Raw genomic sequence first — 18,202 nt, forward strand, 5'->3', positions numbered from 1 at the left:
TAAATACCTAGATTTTGTACAAACAAGACCATAGCATTTTCCTAAGTTTACCATGGCAACATTACCAAAAAACAACTAAAGGTGAGAATACCCCGCCCATAGAAGTATTTTTTATCCAAAAAAAACTCTAAGAAAGGCGGTATCTCACCTATGAAAAGTATATCATTCAAACTAGATGAGAATAAAGTGGTAAATACTTCTGCGTGGCTTGTTTCCTTAATTCAATTTGCTAATAAACTTAACTTCTTTGATGCTTTTAAATATTTCAACCTAAAAATGAAAAGCGTCAACTATACAAATCTGAACAGATTACAAACACTAGTAGCTTCCATTGTAATGGGGTGCAACTACACTAGTGATATCAATGAAAAATTAGTTCCTGATACAACGGCTGCTAAACTCCTAGGAATGAATAAGTTTCCTGATCAATCTCAAATTAATCGTTTCTTGAGTAGGTTTGATGAGACTAATATAGATCAACTAGAATTCATTCATCACAACTTCTTTATGGAAAATGCCCTAGCTCTATCAAGTAAAGATCCTGTCATTGTAGACTTTGACATGAGTGGCCTTGTAGCTTCTGGCAGAACCTATGAATTAGCTGAAAAAGGCTACTTTCCTAGAAAAAGAGGCGAAAAGGGCTATCAACTATCTACTGCTTTTGTAGGGGATACAGGTGAAACCGTATCTATGTTCCTTGACCCAGGTAATACCTCCTGCACCAGTAGATTTGAAGATTTATTAAAATCAACTACCCTTAAATTCAGGGAACATGTATCTAAAGATAACTTGATTATTCGAGCTGATTCAGGCTATGGCTCCTTTGAAAATATCCAATTACTTAAAGCTACAGGAGCCAAATTTGTAGTAAAGGGCTTTTCAACTCAGCAATCTAAAAACCTTGCAAAATCAGTGCAAAAACACCAGTGGCAAAAAATTAATATCCAAGTACACGTTGCAGAAATCCCTAGCTCTACAGGTTTAAGAATTATTGTTTGTGAATTCGTTGGTAAGGATGGAAAAATTAAATACTCTCATTTACTCACCAACATAGGCTCTGAAGAAATGGATGCTATTGAACTATTTCACTTTTACAATGAACGACAAACCATAGAAGCCTTCTTTAGAACCTGTAAAGAAGTATACGGCATTAAGAATTTAAGAACATCTAAATTTTATGGAATCTACGGATTTTTGTGGTTAGTATTCATCAGTCATAACTTGATTACTTTGATGAAAAATACAGCCTTTAGCACTTCTAAGCTTAAGGATATGGGTATTAATTCACTGATAAAAAAACTAGGGACAATTTCTGCTAAGGTAATAGAATTAAAAAATCATGTTGAGATTATTATACCTAGCCTATCAGAACTGGCAAAATTATTTGTTGAAGCATTACAGCCTAAGTATGTTCAATTAAGTTTCCATGATTTTCTAAATACAGCTTAGTTATTTGTACAAAACTTAGGTAAATAGATTATATGATGAAAGTGCAATAAAATATTACTCATAAGTAAATTTATAAAGTTTGTTTATTAAAAGAGCTTAAGATATATAAGGGGGGATTGAATGAGAATACAGGAGCTGTTTCAGAAGGGTGTTTCATTTGTTGAGTTTGTGAATCAAGATAAAGATACCTATCAAGAAAAAACGCTGGAAATATATCATCAAATTATTTTGGAAGAATCTTTACAAGAAGCGATTCAGCGAATCAGCAGACCCATCAATGTGTTAGTTTTTGCAGAAATCTGGTGCCCTGATTGCATGATTAATGTGCCGGCTCTACAGAAAATTGCAGATTATAACAGTCATTTCAACATCCGTATTGTGTCCAGAGAGGGTAACGAGGCTTATATGGAAAGGTATCGGATCAACGGAAAACCTAAAATACCTACCTTTGTTTTTATGGAAAAGGATTTTACGGAAATTGGGGCTTTTATAGAACAACCTCAAATGATTAAAGGAATTGAAGCTAAAGGGAATCAGGTAGAGATTATTGTAGCCAAGCGTAAGTACAGAAAAGGAGAATATATTTCTGAGACCATACGAGAAATACTAGATATTTTGGGATAAATATAGAATAGTGGACGGCATTTTGCTGTCCTTTGTTTTTTATTCTATTAAAAAAACAAAGGGAGAAAATGAAAATCCTATTAAATCCTTCTTCTATTCGCCAAAATCCGATAAATAGGTTTTGACAACCAAAATGGCAAGTGATACAATATTTGGTACACGAATAAAGTGCAACATACTAAATATTGTTATTGGAGGTGTATTCATGCAACTCTCAGAAAATGCATTGAAGGTACTCGAGAAGAGATATTTGGCAAAGGACGAAACAGGAAAAACCATAGAAACAGTAGATCAGATGTTTTGGAGAGTAGCCATCCATATTTCCAAGGCGGATCATATATATAAGCCCGATGCAGATATTCAAGGGTTAGCGGAGCAATTCTATCAGATGATGACCAACTTAGAGTTTTTACCAAACTCACCTACACTGATGAATGCAGGAAGGGAGCTAGGGCAGCTTTCTGCCTGTTTTGTACTGCCGGTAGAGGACACGATGGAGGGCATTTTTGACGCAATAAAAAATGCAGCAATTATTCATAAATCCGGGGGCGGTACAGGTTTTAGCTTTTCCAGACTCCGTGCAAAGGGAGCTACAGTAGCCTCAACAGGTGGCGTTGCTTCCGGCCCTATAAGTTTTATGAGGGTCTTTAATGCAGCTACAGAGGCTGTTAAGCAGGGTGGAACCCGAAGAGGCGCCAATATGGGTATTTTAAGGGTAGACCATCCGGATATATTAGATTTTATTAAATGCAAGGAAAATAATGAGGAAGTTACAAACTTTAATATCAGTGTTGCCATAACCGAAGCTTTTATGGATGCAGTAGAAACCGATGAAACCTATCCTCTCATTGATCCCAAGACCGGAGTCCCTATAGGCGTGCTAAAAGCCCGTGAAGTATTTGAGCAGATTGTACATATGGCCTGGACTAATGGAGAACCGGGAATTATTTTTATTGATCGATTAAATCGGGATAACCCTACGCCGCAGCTGGGGAGCATAGAAAGTACAAACCCTTGTGGTGAACAGCCGCTGCTTCCTTATGAGTCTTGCAATCTAGGCTCCATTAATCTAATGCGAATGCTCAAACAAGAAGGCAGTAAAAGAGTTATAGATTATCCTAAGCTTGAGGAGACAGTCCATCTGGCGGTTCACTTTTTGGATAATGTTATTGATATTAATTGTTATCCCCTTAAAGAGATAGAGGAGATGACTAAAAGCACAAGAAAAATTGGTTTGGGTGTTATGGGCTTTGCGGATATGTTAATTGCTTTAGGAATACCCTACAATTCTGAAGAGGGTGTGAAGATGGGTGAAGAGTTGATGGCATTCATCAATACAAAGTCTAAGGAAGCATCTATGAGGCTTGCTGAAGAAAGAGGGGTATTTCCAAGTTATCCAGGAAGCATCTATGAAAAACAAGGTGTTCGGCTTAGAAATGCTACTACGACCACCATCGCCCCTACAGGAACAATCAGTATCATAGCAGGAACCTCCAGTGGAATAGAGCCGCTCTTTGCTCTATCCTATTTTAGAAATGTTATGGATAACGATAAGCTGGTAGAAACTCATCCAATCTTCGAGGATATAGCCAGAACAGAAGGCTTTTACAACAAGGAGATTGTGGAAAAAGTGGCGTCCCAAGGATCAGCAGCGGAAATCATGGAGATTCCTGAAAAATACCGAAATATATTTGTTACAGCCCATGATGTATCTCCCTATTGGCATATTCGCATGCAGGCTGCATTTCAAAATCATGTAGACAACGCGGTTTCTAAGACGATTAACTTCCCACACCATGCCAGTAAAGAAGATGTCCATCAGGCTTATCGTTTAGCTCACCAATGGGGATGTAAGGGGATTACCATTTACCGTGACGGAAGCAGGGAAGGTCAGGTGCTAAATATAGGAACTATTAAGAAAGAAGAAGCCGCAGCAGCTCCTGTAAATAAATTGGATATTGTGCCGAGGCCGAGACCGGATATTACTACAGGATTAACAGAAAAGGTACGAATTGGGTGCGGAAATTTATATATTACTGCAAATTATGATGATGAAGGAATTTGTGAGGTATTTACAAATCTTGGAAGAGCAGGAGGCTGCCCAAGCCAGAGTGAAGCTACCAGCCGATTGATTTCTATTGCCCTGCGTTCGGGTATCCGCGCTGAATCTATCATCGAACAACTTAAAGGTATTCGATGCCATTCAACCTTAAGACAGAAAGGCAAGGATCAAAAGAACATTAAAGTACTATCTTGTCCAGATGCAATTGGAAGAACACTGGAGAAAGTATTGAATATGTGTGTCAAATCTGACGAACCCAACGTATTGGATATTGCGCTGGCTATGGAGGAAGAAAAGAGTGACGGCTGCAGCAGCAACTGCTCCTTATGCAGCATGTCTGAGTTTTGTCATAACGAATACCGGGAAGAACTTACCTTAGGTTTGGATAGTACGGATAAAAAGGGAGATACCCATTGTCCAGATTGCGGAATGAAGGTTGAGCATGAAGGCGGCTGCATGATCTGCAGAAGCTGTGGTTTTTCTAAGTGCGGGTAAACTACCTTTGCCATATATTTATCTTTGTTCACAGATATCTAAATAAGCCTGTTGCATATAATTTTAAATTAATATACAGTATATTTATAACTAGTTATTTTATGATTGGGAGGACGAAGGATGAAAATTAAGCTATTGGAGCCACTAGGAGTAGATGAAAAGATTATTGATGAGCTTTCATCGGGATTAATAGCACGAGGACATGAATTCGTATATTATAATGAAAAAACGACAGATATTGATGAATTAAAAAAAAGGGTTGAAGATGCGGATGTATTAATGATTGCGAACAATCCACTACCCAATGAGGTAATTAAGTCTGCAGAGCATCTAAAGATGCTGTCTGTTGCATTTATAGGTATTGATCATGTAGGACAAGAGGAATGTAAAAAGAAAAACATCATCATCTCTAATGCCGCCGGATATTGTGATGCAACTGTAGCAGAGCTTGTGATAGGATTGACCATCAATGTATTAAGGAATATGAATGCGGGAGATGCTGCCACCAGAAATGGAAGAACAATTGCGGGACTCATAGGGAATGAAGTGAGCGGAAAGACCGTTGGGATTGTTGGAACAGGAAGAATAGGCAGAAAAACCGCTGAACTTTTTAAAGCTTTCAATTGTAAGCTGCTGGGGTATGATGCCTTAGCGTCAGAAGATGCTAAGAATATTGGGATAGAGTATGTATCCATTGAAGAATTGTTAAAAGAAAGTGATATTGTTTCCCTGCATTTACCGTTAACAGGGGAGACCAGGGGATTTTTAAATGCTGATAAAATCTCATTGATGAAGAAGACTGCAATACTAATTAATGCAGCGAGAGGCCCTATTGTAGATAATTCAGCATTAGCAGCTGCACTAAATGAGAATAAAATAGCAGGAGCGGGACTGGATGTATTTGATATGGAACCGCCGATTCCAGAGGATTATCCATTACTCCATGCAAAGAATACAGTTTTAACGCCTCATGTAGCATATGCCTCTGAGGAATCAATATATAGAAGAGCAAAAATAACCTTTGACAATGTGTATGGCTGGTTAGAAGGCAAGCCAACGAATGTTATGAAATATTAGCAGGAGATTCAAACACGTTGCTGTTTCGAGAGCAAGTCATAGGGATTCTAGTGAATAGAAAATAATACTGTAAAAGTAAATGATATTTTAGGTATAATTAAGACAGGTATGGAAATGCCTGTCTTTTTTACTAAAAAAAGCCCAGAAGGATATGGAAGTGATTAGCGTTATAGAAATAAACATATCATAAAAAACAGAATTCATATGAATATTTTAAAATTGTCTACATAAAAAATTTACTAAGCAAAGGATGGTGCAAATATGAAGGTAAAGTTAATTTATAATCCTGTTTCCGGTCACGGAACCTTTAAAAATCATTTGGATTATATTATAGATCGCTTTCAGCAGGCCGGGATGCAGATTGAACCCTTCAGAACCGGAAGGAAAGAAGAGTTAGATAAAATGATTGCTTCCATGAATGCAGAAGCGTATAAAAAAGTACTCATTGCTGGCGGCGACGGCACGATTAATCAGGTTGTAAACAGCCTTTTGAAACATGATATTGACTTACCTCTAGGAATTTTCCCGGTTGGAACTGCCAACGATTATGCTGCCTATTTCAATCTTCCCCATGAAATCGAAGATATTGTGGATATTCTTTTGGGAGATCATTATACATTATCTGACATCGGGCTTGTGAACGAAAAGTACTTTGTCAATGTGGCAAGTCTGGGAGTATTGATCGATATTAGCCAAAGAACAAATACTGAACTTAAGAATAGTTTGGGGATTTTAGCCTATTATTTACATGGTATAGGAGAACTGCCAAAGCTCAAACCTGTTCAGATACAGGTAAACAGTAAAAATCTAGCATATGATGGTGAGATCCTCTTTATGTTGATCATGAATGGTAAATCTGCTGGAGGCTTTAATAGGATAGCACCCTGTGCATCGGTTGATGATGGATTATTAGATGTTTTTATTTTCAAGAAATGTCCCATCTATGAATTAGCGCCCATGTTGCTGTCAGTGATTAACGGAGAGCATATTAACAATCCAAACGTTATTCATTTTAGGACCCAGGAACTGACTGTAGATACAATAAATGAAGTAGGAACTGACCTAGATGGGGAAGAGGGGCCGTCCTTTCCTTTAAAAGTTACTGTGATCCCTAAAAAACTAAAGATCATTACATAGACCATATTTAAAAAATGAAGTTTTACTGATGACATGAAAGAGAAATAGTCAAATTTCAGTGCCAGGGGGAGTGATGATGTTGTTTGCCAAAAAAATAACCTTTATATACCTATGTATATGCTTATTTTGTCTAATCATCATTTTCAAAGAAATAGCGGGCGGATATACACAACCGATAAAGGATGAAAAGGGAGATATCATACAGGAGAGCATAACTTCATTAGAAAAGGTCATGCTAGGGGATATGGAGCAGTGGATTCTCATCCGTGGGAAAGATATAAAGAATCCTATATTGTTGTGGCTTCATGGAGGCCCTGGTGCTGCCCAGATGCCCATATCATATTATTTTAACAGCAGCTTGGAGGAGACCTTCACTGTGGTTCACTGGGATCAGCGAGGTGCTGGAAAGTCAAACCCTGGTGACTTTGATGAGGAGACTATGAGGATAGAGCAATTTATCTGTGACGCCCATCAATTGACGAAATACTTGCAGACTAGATTCGGAAAGGAAAAAATTTACTTATTAGGGCACTCCTGGGGGGCAAAGCTTGGTATTCTGCTGGCAGAGGAATACCCTGAGGATTATTATGCCTATATCGCGGTGAGTCAGCCAGTGGATACGAAGATGAGCAATGAGGTTGCCTATGGATGGCTTAAGGAGCAGGCGGAAGATAAGAAAAACAAAAAGGATATAGTGCTTCTTAATGAACTGGAGCTTTCCCAACTGGAGGATCATAAAAACTATGTTGTCTTCGCAGGTTTAGTAGACCGATATGGCGGGGGCATGGATATTGGGATGGGCAAGCTGGCTACAATTGCCCTCCGTGCGCCAGAGTATCGCCTATCGGACTATATTCGCTGGATTAGAGGCGCATCAAGAGGCAGCGGGCCTATGTGGGAGCAGTATATTGATACGAATCCCATAGAGAGGGTAACTGCATTATCACTACCAATTTACTTTTTCTCTGGAAGAAAAGATTATAATACACCTTTTGAACTGGTTGGCCAGTACTATATAAAACTAAATGCACCTGTAGGAAAGCAGCTGGTTGTGTTTGAAGAATCTGCCCATGCTCCCTTTATGGCCGAGCCTGAGAAATTCTATCAGGAAATGTTGAGAGTAAAGGAAGAAACCTATCCCTATTAGGATATAAACTTACAGAATACTGCCTTCGTGAAATATAGAGACTTCTGGTATAAGCCAGGAGTTTTTATTTGCGTTAAGATATACCTGCATGTATATATGCGAATATAAAATATTTGGAGAAAAACCCATTTATCGGAAACTTATGGTATAATATTTTCGTAAAATCTACTGTGAGGTAATTATATAGATAATTGCTCTATCAAGAAATATAATCGTAGGGAACGGCCTCTGTGCCGTTCCGAAAAACGGGTAGACACAAGGCCTGCCCCTACATGAGTATATTTATTTTTAACGGCGTAAATCTATATGGACTGACCTTTTGTAGTTTATTTTTTTAAACAAGTACTTGTCCATAAAAGGGGGAATTCATTATGATGCATTTGGTTTATTGTGATGACAAAGAAAAAGTTCTAGAGAAAATTCTTGCCGGAGAAAAAACGATGGTTGTCAGAGGCGCAGCTGGGAGAAAAATTCCACATAGCAGGGTATTTGAGGGTGAAACGATATATTTTATGAAAAAAGGAACGGGAAAAATTTCTGCAACAGCCACCGTTGAAAGTGTTCAAAATTATGTTAAATTGACAGAAGATGAAATCGTAAAAATACTTGAGGATAATCAAAGTAAGCTCAATCTATCTAACAAGCAAAAAGAAAGATGGCATAAAAAATGCTTGTGCTTGGTTGAATTTAAAGATGTTAAGAAAATTAATGCGCTAGACTTTGACCATCAGAGCAATATGGACGACTGGCTAATTATAGAAAAAATTGAAGATGTAGTAGTAGGTACAAGCATTCCATACAATTATGACAATTCAAAGTTTTAATAAAGCTGATGATCAAAGATTCAACAGATCAGAACACATTATGTACAAGCTATGGCACAACAGTAGATAAATGCGTCATAGTACGGTTCTATATGGTTGTCATCCTGAGTGAAACGAAGGATCTTGGCTTTAAATCATAGACCCATTCGTTGCGCTCAGGGTGACATTCTTATAGTGGTGACAGATGTAGGGGCGAACATTGTGCGCCCCTACTTTACCAACATGCTGCTGTAGGGTAGATCTTAATTTAAGGAAAAACAATTCATTTTGAAAGTAATACCAAAAGGATTAAATTCAGTTTTATCTCTGTTTCTGCTGCATTAAACGCTATAATTTCGCGGTAAACCAATACACCCCATAAACACAAACTTGAAGAAAGAGGCAGAAAAATAGAGGCCTGCCTTTTAAAAGACAAGCTCTAATCGCAATAACCTCCTCTTCAGTTCTTCCATGATTTTCCTCTCTTCTATTTCACTCTCAGCTTCATAGGTGACACTTAGACGAAGATAGGCACCCGCATCATCCCAGGGAACCGTAGAGATAAAAGCATTTTTAAGTAAATATGCTGCTGCCTCCTCTGCATCTTTAAAGGAGACTCCGGATTTAGTTCCCTTTGGGATAGGAACATAGCAATAAAAGGTTGCTTTTGGCTTTTCAACATCAAATCCAATTTCTTTTAATACCTCTGCCAATAGGCTGTGTCTTCTGCTGTAACGCTCACAGTTTTTTCGAACAATTTCAGGTTGCTTCAGAGCGCAGATTCCAGCTTTTTGTATGGCCATAAACTGCCCAGAATCTGTATGGGCTTTCACAAAACCATAGGCTTCGATAATCTTAGGATTCCCTGCTAGGAATGCCAGCCGCCAGCCGGTCATATTAAAGGATTTGGATAGAGAGTGTATTTCTACCCCTACTTCTTTGGCTCCCGGTAGGGATAAAAAGCTTAAAGGTTTTTGCTCATCAAAGATGATGGCACCATAGGAGGCGTCTGACACTACCACAATATGATTCTTAAAAGCGAAATCAACAACCTCTTCATAAAAAGCTTTGGTAGCGATTTGTCCGGTAGGATTGTTGGGATAATTGATATATAGAAGTTTAGATCTTTTTAATATATCTAGTGGAATACTTGAAAAATCAGGATAAAAATGATTCTCTCTGTACAAGGGCAAAGGATAAATACTGCCTCCAAGGTGCTGTGTATAGGTACCCATTACCGGGTAACCTGGTACGGTAGTAAGGGTGATGTCTCCCGGATTGATGAAGCACAGAGGGAGCATTGCCAAAATAGACTTAGAGCCAATGCCATGCAAAACCTCGTGGTGAGGATCAATGTCACTCACGCCAAAAAACTTTTCTAAAAACTGGCTGGCCGCTGCTTGAAAAGGGAAAATGCCATTATCAGCATACCAACGGTTTTCAGATTTACCAGCTTCCTCATATAAAGTACTTACAATGGAGGTATCCGCTGGCAAATCCGGTTCCCCCACGCCCAAGTCGATGATCGAGATATGAGGATACATGGCCTTTACAGCTGCTTTCATTTTTTTTATTTTTGCAAATTTATAGCTTTTTTTCGAAGGTTCAAAACCGATGCCGCCCAGTCGTTCAGCGATGTTTTTCTGTATAAAGCTCACTTAGAGTGCCCCCTTTATTACAAAACAATAATAAGAAAAGCAATTTGCTATCATAATATTCCTGTGAAAAAAAAGTGTTATTGACAGACAAGAATCAAATACTAAATTCTCAACAAAAATAGGGTGTCAAGGGGTATTTGGATATAAAAGTGAGAATACTAAAAGGGAAAGCAAAAACTACAGGAAAGGACCTTGAAAAGAATGAAAAAATTTGGCTTGTGGCTGATCATACTCGCCTTAACAATAGGATTTGGAAGAGTTAATCGAAATTATATACGGAATCAGCTGATATTGACCCAAGAAGAAAACGAGTATACGGTAACGATGAAAAGAGATCTACTATGCTTGATGATGGCATATCCGGGCCATATAACAGGTATAGAGGCTGAAGATGGAAAAGGGGTATTTATTGTCATGCGATCAGGGCGTAGAATTCTGTATGATGATAAGAAGGAAAAAAGCTTTCAGGAAAAGCTCAGTAGCCCTGATTTACAGGATATGCTGGAACAAATTTATCCTTTAGAGGATATACAGAGTCTAATGCCTCCTAATTTTGATCCGGGAAGGATTCGTGTCTATTCATTTTTACATGAGGTTTATGGCGGTTCAAAAGCTCAAGTGGAAGGTAATCTGACAAATGTAAAGGCGGGACCCCAATATATTTTATTTAATAAACAAAACGGTGCAGCGGAAGCACTGGACATGGTCATGGATGAATTAGTACCGCTGGCAGGAAGCAATCCTAAAATCTATCCTTTTGTATTTCCAATGAGCGGCACCTTTAATTATAGAAATATCGCAGGTACAGGACAATTAAGTCCCCATGCCTTTGGAACAGCAATAGATCTTGCGAGAAATAATAAGGATTACTGGAAATGGGCAACCCGGGAGGAAGGTGAAAAAAGACTGGCGGTATATCCCCGGGAAATTGTAAAGATTTTTGAAAAGAATCGCTTTGTATGGGGTGGAAAATGGACACACTTTGATATTCTCCATTTTGAGTACAGACCAGAGCTAATACTAAAGGCCCGGTACTTTTCAGGGCAAGCAAAACCACATCAGCTTTGGTATGAGGGATTAACTTCAATGGATGATACTACAAGAAGCTATATTCAGATGATTGAGAGCGCACTGGATTAAAAAATAAGCCTGTAATAAGTACAGGCTTATTTTTGTGCAGATTTTTGCAACAGAGACCATAGGAGCATCGAAGGTCTACTTTCAACAACGAAGTAAATCAGTGATGATACTATGGTATGAATTTGTTTAAGGATCATAAATTTGTATACAAAGGACATAGTACAAAAGATTTAGTGATAGAAAAAAAAGAGATTTTAGACCATCCTAATCTAAAAAAACAAGTTTAAAGAAAAAGGAGGACATAAAAATTCATATAATAGGAGAAATATAATAAATAAGCGTTGAAATTTACGCCAGAATTTGATACAATACATTCAAAATTCATAATTTGGCACAGAAGAGAAGTAGTAGGCATCAGCATTGCTCATAGAGAGTCATCGGCCGGTGGAAGATGGCAGCAGTGTATTCCGAACTCGTCTCAGAGCTGTTAGGGTGAAATGGATTTAGTAGCTCTAGCCGGATTCAATCCGTTATCATGTTTGAGGGGGCAGTGAAAAGCTGTCAAATAGAGTGGTACCGCGAGCCTTTCGTCTCTAAAGCAGATGAAGGCTTTTTTGTTTATTAAAATTCCCAGAAGGAAGTGAAAATTTATGGTTGGATATAATCCAAAAGAAATTGAAAAGAAGTGGCAAGAGATTTGGGATCAGGAGGGATGTTTTTATGCTTCCGATGACAAGTCAAAGGAAAAGTTTTATGCTTTAATTGAATTTCCTTATCCATCAGGACAGGGACTTCATGTAGGACATCCGAGACCCTATACTGCGCTGGATATTGTGGCAAGAAAACGCAGAATGCAGGGCTACAATGTATTGTATCCCATCGGATGGGATGCCTTCGGACTGCCTACGGAAAACTATGCCATCAAGAATAAGATTCATCCGAGGGTGGTGACAGAAAGAAATGTTGAACGTTTTAAGAGTCAGTTAAAAGCCCTAGGCCTTTCCTTCGACTGGTCAAGAGAAATCAACACTACCGATCCGGATTACTATAAGTGGACCCAGTGGATTTTCTTAAAGCTTTTTGAAAAAGGTCTGGCTTATAAAAAGGAGGCGGCGATCAACTGGTGTACCGACTGTAAGGTAGGATTGGCTAATGAGGAGGTAGTCAACGGGGTTTGCGAGCGCTGTGGTGCTGAGGTTGTCCGAAAGATTAAAAATCAGTGGATGCTGAAAATTACAGAATACGCTGAAAAACTCATTCAAGATTTAGATTTGGTAGACTATATTGAGCGTGTAAAGATTCAGCAGAAAAACTGGATCGGAAGATCCGAGGGAATGGAAGTAGATTTTAAGATCACCGGGGGAGAAACCATCACAGTTTATACCACACGTCCCGATACGCTGTTTGGAGCTACCTATATGGTGATTGCACCGGAACACCCTTTGATTGAAGAATTAAAGGATCATATCAAAAATCTGGATGAACTAAAAGCCTATATAGAGAATGCCAATAAGAAATCAGATTTCGAGCGTACAGAGATGGCGAAGGATAAGACCGGTGTGAAAATTGAAGGCATCGGAGCAATCAATCCGGCAACGAAAGAAGAGATTCCTATTTTCGTTTCAGACTATGTATTAATGTCCTATGGAACCGGAGCGATTATGGCGGTACCGGGTCACGACGACAGAGACTGGGAATTTGCCAAAAAATTCGGTCTGCCTATCGTGGAAGTCGTTTCCGGCGGAAATATCGAGGAAGGTGCCTATACGGATAATGAAGAGGGCATTCTGGTGAACTCTGATTTTATCAATGGGCTCAAGGTAAAGGAAGCTAAAGAGAAGATCAGCCAATGGCTAGAAGAGCAAGGCTTAGGGAAGCGTAAGGTAAATTATAAGCTGAGAGATTGGGTATTCTCCCGTCAGCGTTACTGGGGAGAGCCGATTCCGCTGATACACTGTGAAACCTGTGGCTGGGTACCGGTTCCAGAAAAGGAGCTGCCGCTGCTGCTGCCGGAAGTAGAAAGCTACGAACCAACGGATACTGGAGAATCTCCACTGGCAAAGATCACCGATTGGGTTGAGACCACTTGTCCAAAGTGCGGCGGTCATGGACACCGGGAAACCGATACAATGCCTCAGTGGGCGGGATCTTCTTGGTATTTCCTAAGATATGTTGATCCTCACAATAAAGAAGCCTTTGCAAGCAAGGAAAATCTGGACTACTGGTTGCCGGTGGACTGGTACAATGGAGGTATGGAGCATACCACGCTGCACTTGCTGTACTCAAGATTTTGGCATAAATTTTTGCATGACTGCGGAATCGTTCCGACGCCAGAGCCTTATCAAAAGAGAACCTCCCACGGTATGATTCTAGGGGAAAATAATGAGAAAATGTCTAAATCAAGAGGCAATGTTGTAAATCCTGATGATATTATCAAAGAGTTCGGTGCAGATACCTTCCGTGTATATGAAATGTTTATCGGAGACTTTGAAAAGAGTGTGCCATGGTCTCAGAATGGTGTGAAAGGCTGCAGACGATTCCTAGACCGTGTATGGAAGCTTCAAAGCCTGGTGGTGGAAGGCGATGGGTTTTCACCAGAACTTGAAACCAATATGCACAAAACCATCAAAAAGGTTAGCGAAGACTTTGAAACCTTAAAATTTAATACCGGCATTGCCGCCCTTATGACTTTGCTGAATGATTTTAATAGTGCTGGAAAGGTTACAAAGGGGGAAATGCGTGTATTCTTGCTATTATTGTCTCCAGTAGCACCGCATATTGCTGAAGAGCTTTGGATGAAGCTGGGTTTTGAGGGCATGATCCACCAGCAGTCTTGGCCAAAGTGGGATGATGCCAAAACCATAGAGAAGATGATTGAGATTGCTGTACAAATCAATGGTAAAGTTCGTGGCAAGATTGTGATTCCTTCCGATGGTACACAAGAAGATGCAAGAAAATTGATGGAAGCCGATGAGAAAATATTTGAGTTTATTGAAGGCAAGAAAATTGTAAAAGAAATCTACGTACCGGGCAGAATTTATAATATTGTGGTACAATAAGAGAGATGGTATTGAGGCTTCAGCCTCAATACCATCTTTTGCATTTTTATCGAGAGGATGAAATTATAGACTTGAAGCAAGAAATTATTCTATCGGTACGGAATCTGGTTGAGTTTGTACTTCGAGGAGGAGATCTGGACAGCCGGTTTATGGGCAGCAGCCGCGCAGTAGAAGGGACAATGGCCCATCAGAAGCTCCAAAGATCCTATGGAGAAAACTACACGCCAGAGGTTGCTTTAAAATACACCCTGCAATACCAGGAACTCGTACTTACCCTTCAAGGAAGGGCCGACGGGATTTTCAGGGAAGAAAATGGGGTGGTGATCGATGAGATTAAAACCACCATGAGACCCCTTGAGGAAATAGAGGAGGGGAACCTGCTTCATTGGGCCCAAGCCAAGTGCTACGGGTATATTTATGGTGTTCAAAACCAACTGGAAGAGATCAGTCTTCAACTCACCTACTATCACTTAGATTCGGAAGAAGTGAAACGGCTGCGCAAAACCTTCTCTTTAAACTTTGATTATATTTTCCGACCCTTCTTTTTTAGGATTTTATTTTATAGGGGCCCTGATTCTATTGGAAAAAGGAGACAATACCTTAGAGTATCTGATTGCTACACCCCTGCGTACTTGGGAATATCTTGTTTCAAAGATGATCTCCCTGACGGTTTTAGCTGTATTGGCAGGAACCATCATCGCCCTATTCTCAAGGGGAAAAGCTGTAAATTACTACCTCCTGTTGGGGGGGATTGTGCTTACTTCTTTCCTGTTTATACTGATTGGGTTTGTGGCAGTAGCTAAATTTAGAACCGTAAATGAGTATGTAATGACCTCCGTTCTCTATATGATGGTTTTGCCGCTGCCCTTATTAGATTTTTTCGGTATTCTTCAGAGCCCGCTCTTTTATTTGTTTCCAACCCAAGCATCGCTGCTGCTGTTGAGACGCTTTGTCCATCGGATAAATTAATAAAATAAGGGAAAGAGGATACTGCTCTTTCCCTTATTTTTTCTGATTCAATCGGATAAAAAAGCTGCGCTCTGCCCGTGGCGGAAGAATGGAGGAGCCTTTTCCCCGAGGTGTAATTTCTTCTTCCGGAAGCCTTGTCTCTCGGGCAATGATGGCCCGGACCTTAGGACCGCAGAAATGACCCTGGCACATGCCCATGCCTGTACGCGTACGCCTCTTGATGGCATCCATGGATTTAATAGGGATGCCTCTTTGAAGAGCATCTACAATCTCAGCCTCAGTGACCTGCTCGCATCGGCATATGATGTTCTGCGTGGGATCCTTATGATCGATGGAACCCTGAAAGCTCTCATCCTTAGGGATAATAATAGCCTTCCGGTAGGGATTAAAATCCCTTTTTGGTGTTAAAGTCAAACCTGTATTCTTTAATATTTCTGCTACGCGGAGGGCAATGGCTGGAGAGGCTGTCAGCCCAGGAGATTCGATGCCTGCCGCGTTGATAAAGCGGGGAACCCTGCTTTCCTCGATGATAAAGTCATCACGGTTGCTGGTAGCACGGATACCGGAAAAGGAAGTCAATGCCTTTCGCATATCAAAGTTGGGGATAGAGATTCTTGCCGTATCTACTACATATCGTATCACTTCTTCAGTAGTTCCTACATCCTCCCGTTCTCCAATTTCCTCAGCGTTGGGACCGATCATTAGGTTTCCGTGATAGGTAGGCGTTACCAAGATGCCCTTCCCAAGCTTTGTTGGCACTTGAAAAATGACAGTTCTTGCCAGATGGCCCTGACTTTTGTCCAATAGTATATACTGGCCTCTGCGGGGAATAATAGTAAAGTCTTCTATGCCTGCCATACGGGCCACTTTATCGCTATAAACACCGGCAGCATTGATTACTGCGCGGCTTTGAAGGGTTTCTTTTTGTGTGTGGATTTCAAAATAATCTTCTCTTGCCGTAATGGCGGTTACTTCTGATTCCAGCTTTAATTCTACCCCGTTGGCAATACTATTTTCCACCAAAGCGATGACGAATTCATAAGGAGAAGTGATACCTACGGTACTGCAATATAAAGCCCATTTCACTTCAGGATTGATATAAGGCTCTATTTCCATGATCCTCTCGCGGCCGATGAGTTCTATGCCCTCAGTACCGTTTTTGAGTCCGTTTTCATAAAGCTTTTGCAGTTCAGCATAATCACTATCGGAGAAACCGATAACCAAGGCTCCTGTTTGACGGAATCCAAAATTCAATTCTTCATTGAGTTTGGGATACATCCTGTTTCCAATAACATTGAGGGAGCCCTTTAGGGTACCATGTTTTGCAGCATAACCGCCATGTACAATACCGCTATTGGCTTTAGAGGCCCCGCAGCTGATATCTTCTTCCTTTTCCAATAAACAGATCTTTAGCTCGTAGCGAGAGAGTTCTCTTGAAATGGCGGCACCTACTACACCGGCACCAATAATACATACATCGTACACATAAATCCCCCCATCTAGTTTACTAAGTTATATTTTTGATACCCCTTAAAAGTAAAAAAATTCTCTCAAATAGAAGAAAATATTTACAATTGGTATTAGTACCTGGTATTATAAGCATATAATATAAAGTAAAAGGAGGGTTTTGTATGAGTAAAATCCAAATCGTTACCGACAGTACAGCCTATATCCCGAAAGAATATGCCCAGGAACACAATATAGAGATTGTACCCCTTTCTGTTAACTTTTCCGGAGAAATAAATGATGAAGGCTTTCCCGGTGAATTTGAAGAGTTCTTTCAAAAACTGAAAACTTCTTCCGTTTTTCCTACTACATCTCAGCCCTCAATTCAGGCTTTTTCAAGTGCTTATGAAAAGGCCATTCAGGAGGGAAAAGAGATTATTACCATTGTGATTTCGGAAAAGCTAAGCGGTACTTTTAACAGTGCATCGGTAGCAGCCCAAATGACAGCTCCTGACAAAATCACCGTGGTAGATTCAGAAACATCTGCCTCTAATCTCAGGCTGCTGGTTGAAAAGGCACACACTTGGGCAGAGGATGGAAAATGCAGAGATGAAATTGTAGAAATGCTGGAGCAAGAAAAAAAACGGATGGGGATCAATATTACAGTAGATACACTGGAATATTTGAGGAAAGGCGGAAGACTAAGCAGTACCCAAGCCTTTATCGGTTCAGTGTTGAATATTAGACCGATTATAGGCTTAGTGGAGGGCAAGCTGGTGCCTATAGGAAAGGCCCGGGGTAAAAGCAAAGCGGTGGAAATGATGATTGCCAACATCCCGGCGGAAGTAAAACAAATCAGCATCTGCCATACCCTCAATGAGGAAGAGGCTAATGAACTGAAGAAAATAATGGAAGAAAAGTTTAGAAACGCCTGGATAACCGTTGATGAACTGGGGCCTGTGATTGGTGCCCATCTCGGTCCTAAAGCAATAGGCATTTGCTTTAAATGGTAAACCCAAAAAAGAAACAGTGAAATGTTCACTGTTTCTTTTTTGGGTTTTAAAACAATAGGGATCACAATTTATTTTCAAAAAGACGAAAAAATTTTAAAAAAGACAGTAGCATCCTGCGGACAAGACGAATATCTTGTACTAGGACACCGAGGGTAGTCCAAAAGCAAGTAAACTAAAATGAAT

Annotated in this window: 13 protein-coding genes and 1 other annotated feature; of the genes, 11 read left to right on the plus strand and 2 right to left on the minus strand. The window is 39.9% G+C overall.

What is annotated here, in order from left to right; all coding sequences use genetic code 11:
* Nucleotides 1-150 precede the first annotated feature (150 nt).
* From BUB56_RS09290 to BUB56_RS09320, 7 genes are all read left to right on the plus strand, one after another.
* The gene (locus BUB56_RS09290) at nt 151-1,449 is read left to right on the plus strand and encodes a transposase (protein ID WP_110941041.1); all 1,299 of its coding nucleotides are present in this window, start codon (nt 151-153) and stop codon (nt 1,447-1,449) included.
* Between the two features lie 120 nt (nt 1,450-1,569).
* The gene (locus BUB56_RS09295; RefSeq protein WP_110941042.1) at nt 1,570-2,073 is read left to right on the plus strand and encodes a thioredoxin family protein; all 504 of its coding nucleotides are present in this window, start codon (nt 1,570-1,572) and stop codon (nt 2,071-2,073) included.
* A gap of 205 nt (nt 2,074-2,278) precedes the next feature.
* Nucleotides 2,279-4,630, plus strand: coding sequence for a vitamin B12-dependent ribonucleotide reductase (locus tag BUB56_RS09300; protein ID WP_110941043.1), 2,352 nt, complete (start codon nt 2,279-2,281; stop codon nt 4,628-4,630).
* A 120-nt stretch (nt 4,631-4,750) separates the two neighbouring features.
* Entirely contained in the window at nt 4,751-5,707 is a 957-nt protein-coding gene (locus BUB56_RS09305) for a 2-hydroxyacid dehydrogenase (protein WP_110941044.1), read from the plus strand.
* Between the two features lie 261 nt (nt 5,708-5,968).
* Complete coding sequence (locus BUB56_RS09310; RefSeq protein ID WP_110941045.1) at nt 5,969-6,844, plus strand: YegS/Rv2252/BmrU family lipid kinase; 876 nt, start codon at nt 5,969-5,971, stop codon at nt 6,842-6,844.
* A 76-nt stretch (nt 6,845-6,920) separates the two neighbouring features.
* Nucleotides 6,921-7,991 carry an alpha/beta fold hydrolase gene (locus tag BUB56_RS09315; protein WP_110941046.1) on the plus strand — a complete coding sequence of 357 codons (1,071 nt, stop codon included), beginning with the start codon at nt 6,921-6,923 and terminating at the stop codon, nt 7,989-7,991.
* Nucleotides 7,992-8,362: 371 nt separating this feature from the next.
* The gene (locus tag BUB56_RS09320; RefSeq protein WP_110941047.1) at nt 8,363-8,815 is read left to right on the plus strand and encodes a hypothetical protein; all 453 of its coding nucleotides are present in this window, start codon (nt 8,363-8,365) and stop codon (nt 8,813-8,815) included.
* Nucleotides 8,816-9,219: 404 nt separating this feature from the next.
* Here the strand turns inward: BUB56_RS09320 and BUB56_RS09325 are convergent, their stop codons facing one another.
* The gene (locus BUB56_RS09325; RefSeq protein ID WP_110941048.1) at nt 9,220-10,452 is read right to left on the minus strand and encodes an LL-diaminopimelate aminotransferase; all 1,233 of its coding nucleotides are present in this window, start codon (nt 10,450-10,452) and stop codon (nt 9,220-9,222) included.
* Between the two features lie 201 nt (nt 10,453-10,653).
* On the opposite strand from BUB56_RS09325, the gene BUB56_RS09330 reads away from it, so the two are divergent.
* From BUB56_RS09330 to BUB56_RS20490, 3 genes are all read left to right on the plus strand, one after another.
* Nucleotides 10,654-11,592, plus strand: a complete 939-nt coding sequence (locus tag BUB56_RS09330; protein WP_110941094.1) for a M15 family metallopeptidase — start codon at nt 10,654-10,656, stop codon at nt 11,590-11,592.
* Nucleotides 11,593-11,917: 325 nt separating this feature from the next.
* Nucleotides 11,918-12,130, plus strand: a binding site (T-box leader).
* Nucleotides 12,131-12,182: 52 nt separating this feature from the next.
* A complete protein-coding gene (gene leuS / locus BUB56_RS09335) occupies nt 12,183-14,591 on the plus strand; it encodes a leucine--tRNA ligase (protein WP_110941049.1) in 2,409 nt (802 codons plus the stop codon).
* A gap of 579 nt (nt 14,592-15,170) precedes the next feature.
* Nucleotides 15,171-15,560, plus strand: coding sequence for a fluoroquinolone export ABC transporter permease subunit (locus tag BUB56_RS20490; protein ID WP_456297986.1), 390 nt, complete (start codon nt 15,171-15,173; stop codon nt 15,558-15,560).
* A gap of 33 nt (nt 15,561-15,593) precedes the next feature.
* Here BUB56_RS20490 and BUB56_RS09345 read toward each other — a convergent pair whose 3' ends face one another.
* Nucleotides 15,594-17,045 carry an NAD(P)/FAD-dependent oxidoreductase gene (locus tag BUB56_RS09345; RefSeq protein WP_110941051.1) on the minus strand — a complete coding sequence of 484 codons (1,452 nt, stop codon included), beginning with the start codon at nt 17,043-17,045 and terminating at the stop codon, nt 15,594-15,596.
* Nucleotides 17,046-17,191: 146 nt separating this feature from the next.
* On the opposite strand from BUB56_RS09345, the gene BUB56_RS09350 reads away from it, so the two are divergent.
* A complete protein-coding gene (locus tag BUB56_RS09350; protein ID WP_110941052.1) occupies nt 17,192-18,019 on the plus strand; it encodes a DegV family protein in 828 nt (275 codons plus the stop codon).
* Nucleotides 18,020-18,202 lie beyond the last annotated feature (183 nt).

This window comes from Geosporobacter subterraneus DSM 17957 (assembly GCF_900142145.1).
Taxonomy (GTDB): Bacteria; Bacillota; Clostridia; order Peptostreptococcales; family Thermotaleaceae; genus Geosporobacter; species Geosporobacter subterraneus.

Bases quoted from the DNA above. Each gene is read 5' to 3' on its own strand.
- BUB56_RS09295 (WP_110941042.1), top strand. From the start codon at position 1,570: ATGAGAATACAGGAGCTGTTTCAGAAGGGTGTTTCATTTGTTGAGTTT.
- BUB56_RS09300 (WP_110941043.1), top strand. From the start codon at position 2,279: ATGCAACTCTCAGAAAATGCATTGAAGGTACTCGAGAAGAGATATTTG.
- BUB56_RS09315 (WP_110941046.1), top strand. From the start codon at position 6,921: ATGTTGTTTGCCAAAAAAATAACCTTTATATACCTATGTATATGCTTA.
- BUB56_RS09320 (WP_110941047.1), top strand. From the start codon at position 8,363: ATGATGCATTTGGTTTATTGTGATGACAAAGAAAAAGTTCTAGAGAAA.
- BUB56_RS09350 (WP_110941052.1), top strand. From the start codon at position 17,192: ATGAGTAAAATCCAAATCGTTACCGACAGTACAGCCTATATCCCGAAA.
- BUB56_RS09330 (WP_110941094.1), top strand. From the start codon at position 10,654: ATGAAAAAATTTGGCTTGTGGCTGATCATACTCGCCTTAACAATAGGA.
- leuS (WP_110941049.1), top strand. From the start codon at position 12,183: ATGGTTGGATATAATCCAAAAGAAATTGAAAAGAAGTGGCAAGAGATT.
- BUB56_RS09290 (WP_110941041.1), top strand. From the start codon at position 151: ATGAAAAGTATATCATTCAAACTAGATGAGAATAAAGTGGTAAATACT.
- BUB56_RS09310 (WP_110941045.1), top strand. From the start codon at position 5,969: ATGAAGGTAAAGTTAATTTATAATCCTGTTTCCGGTCACGGAACCTTT.
- BUB56_RS09305 (WP_110941044.1), top strand. From the start codon at position 4,751: ATGAAAATTAAGCTATTGGAGCCACTAGGAGTAGATGAAAAGATTATT.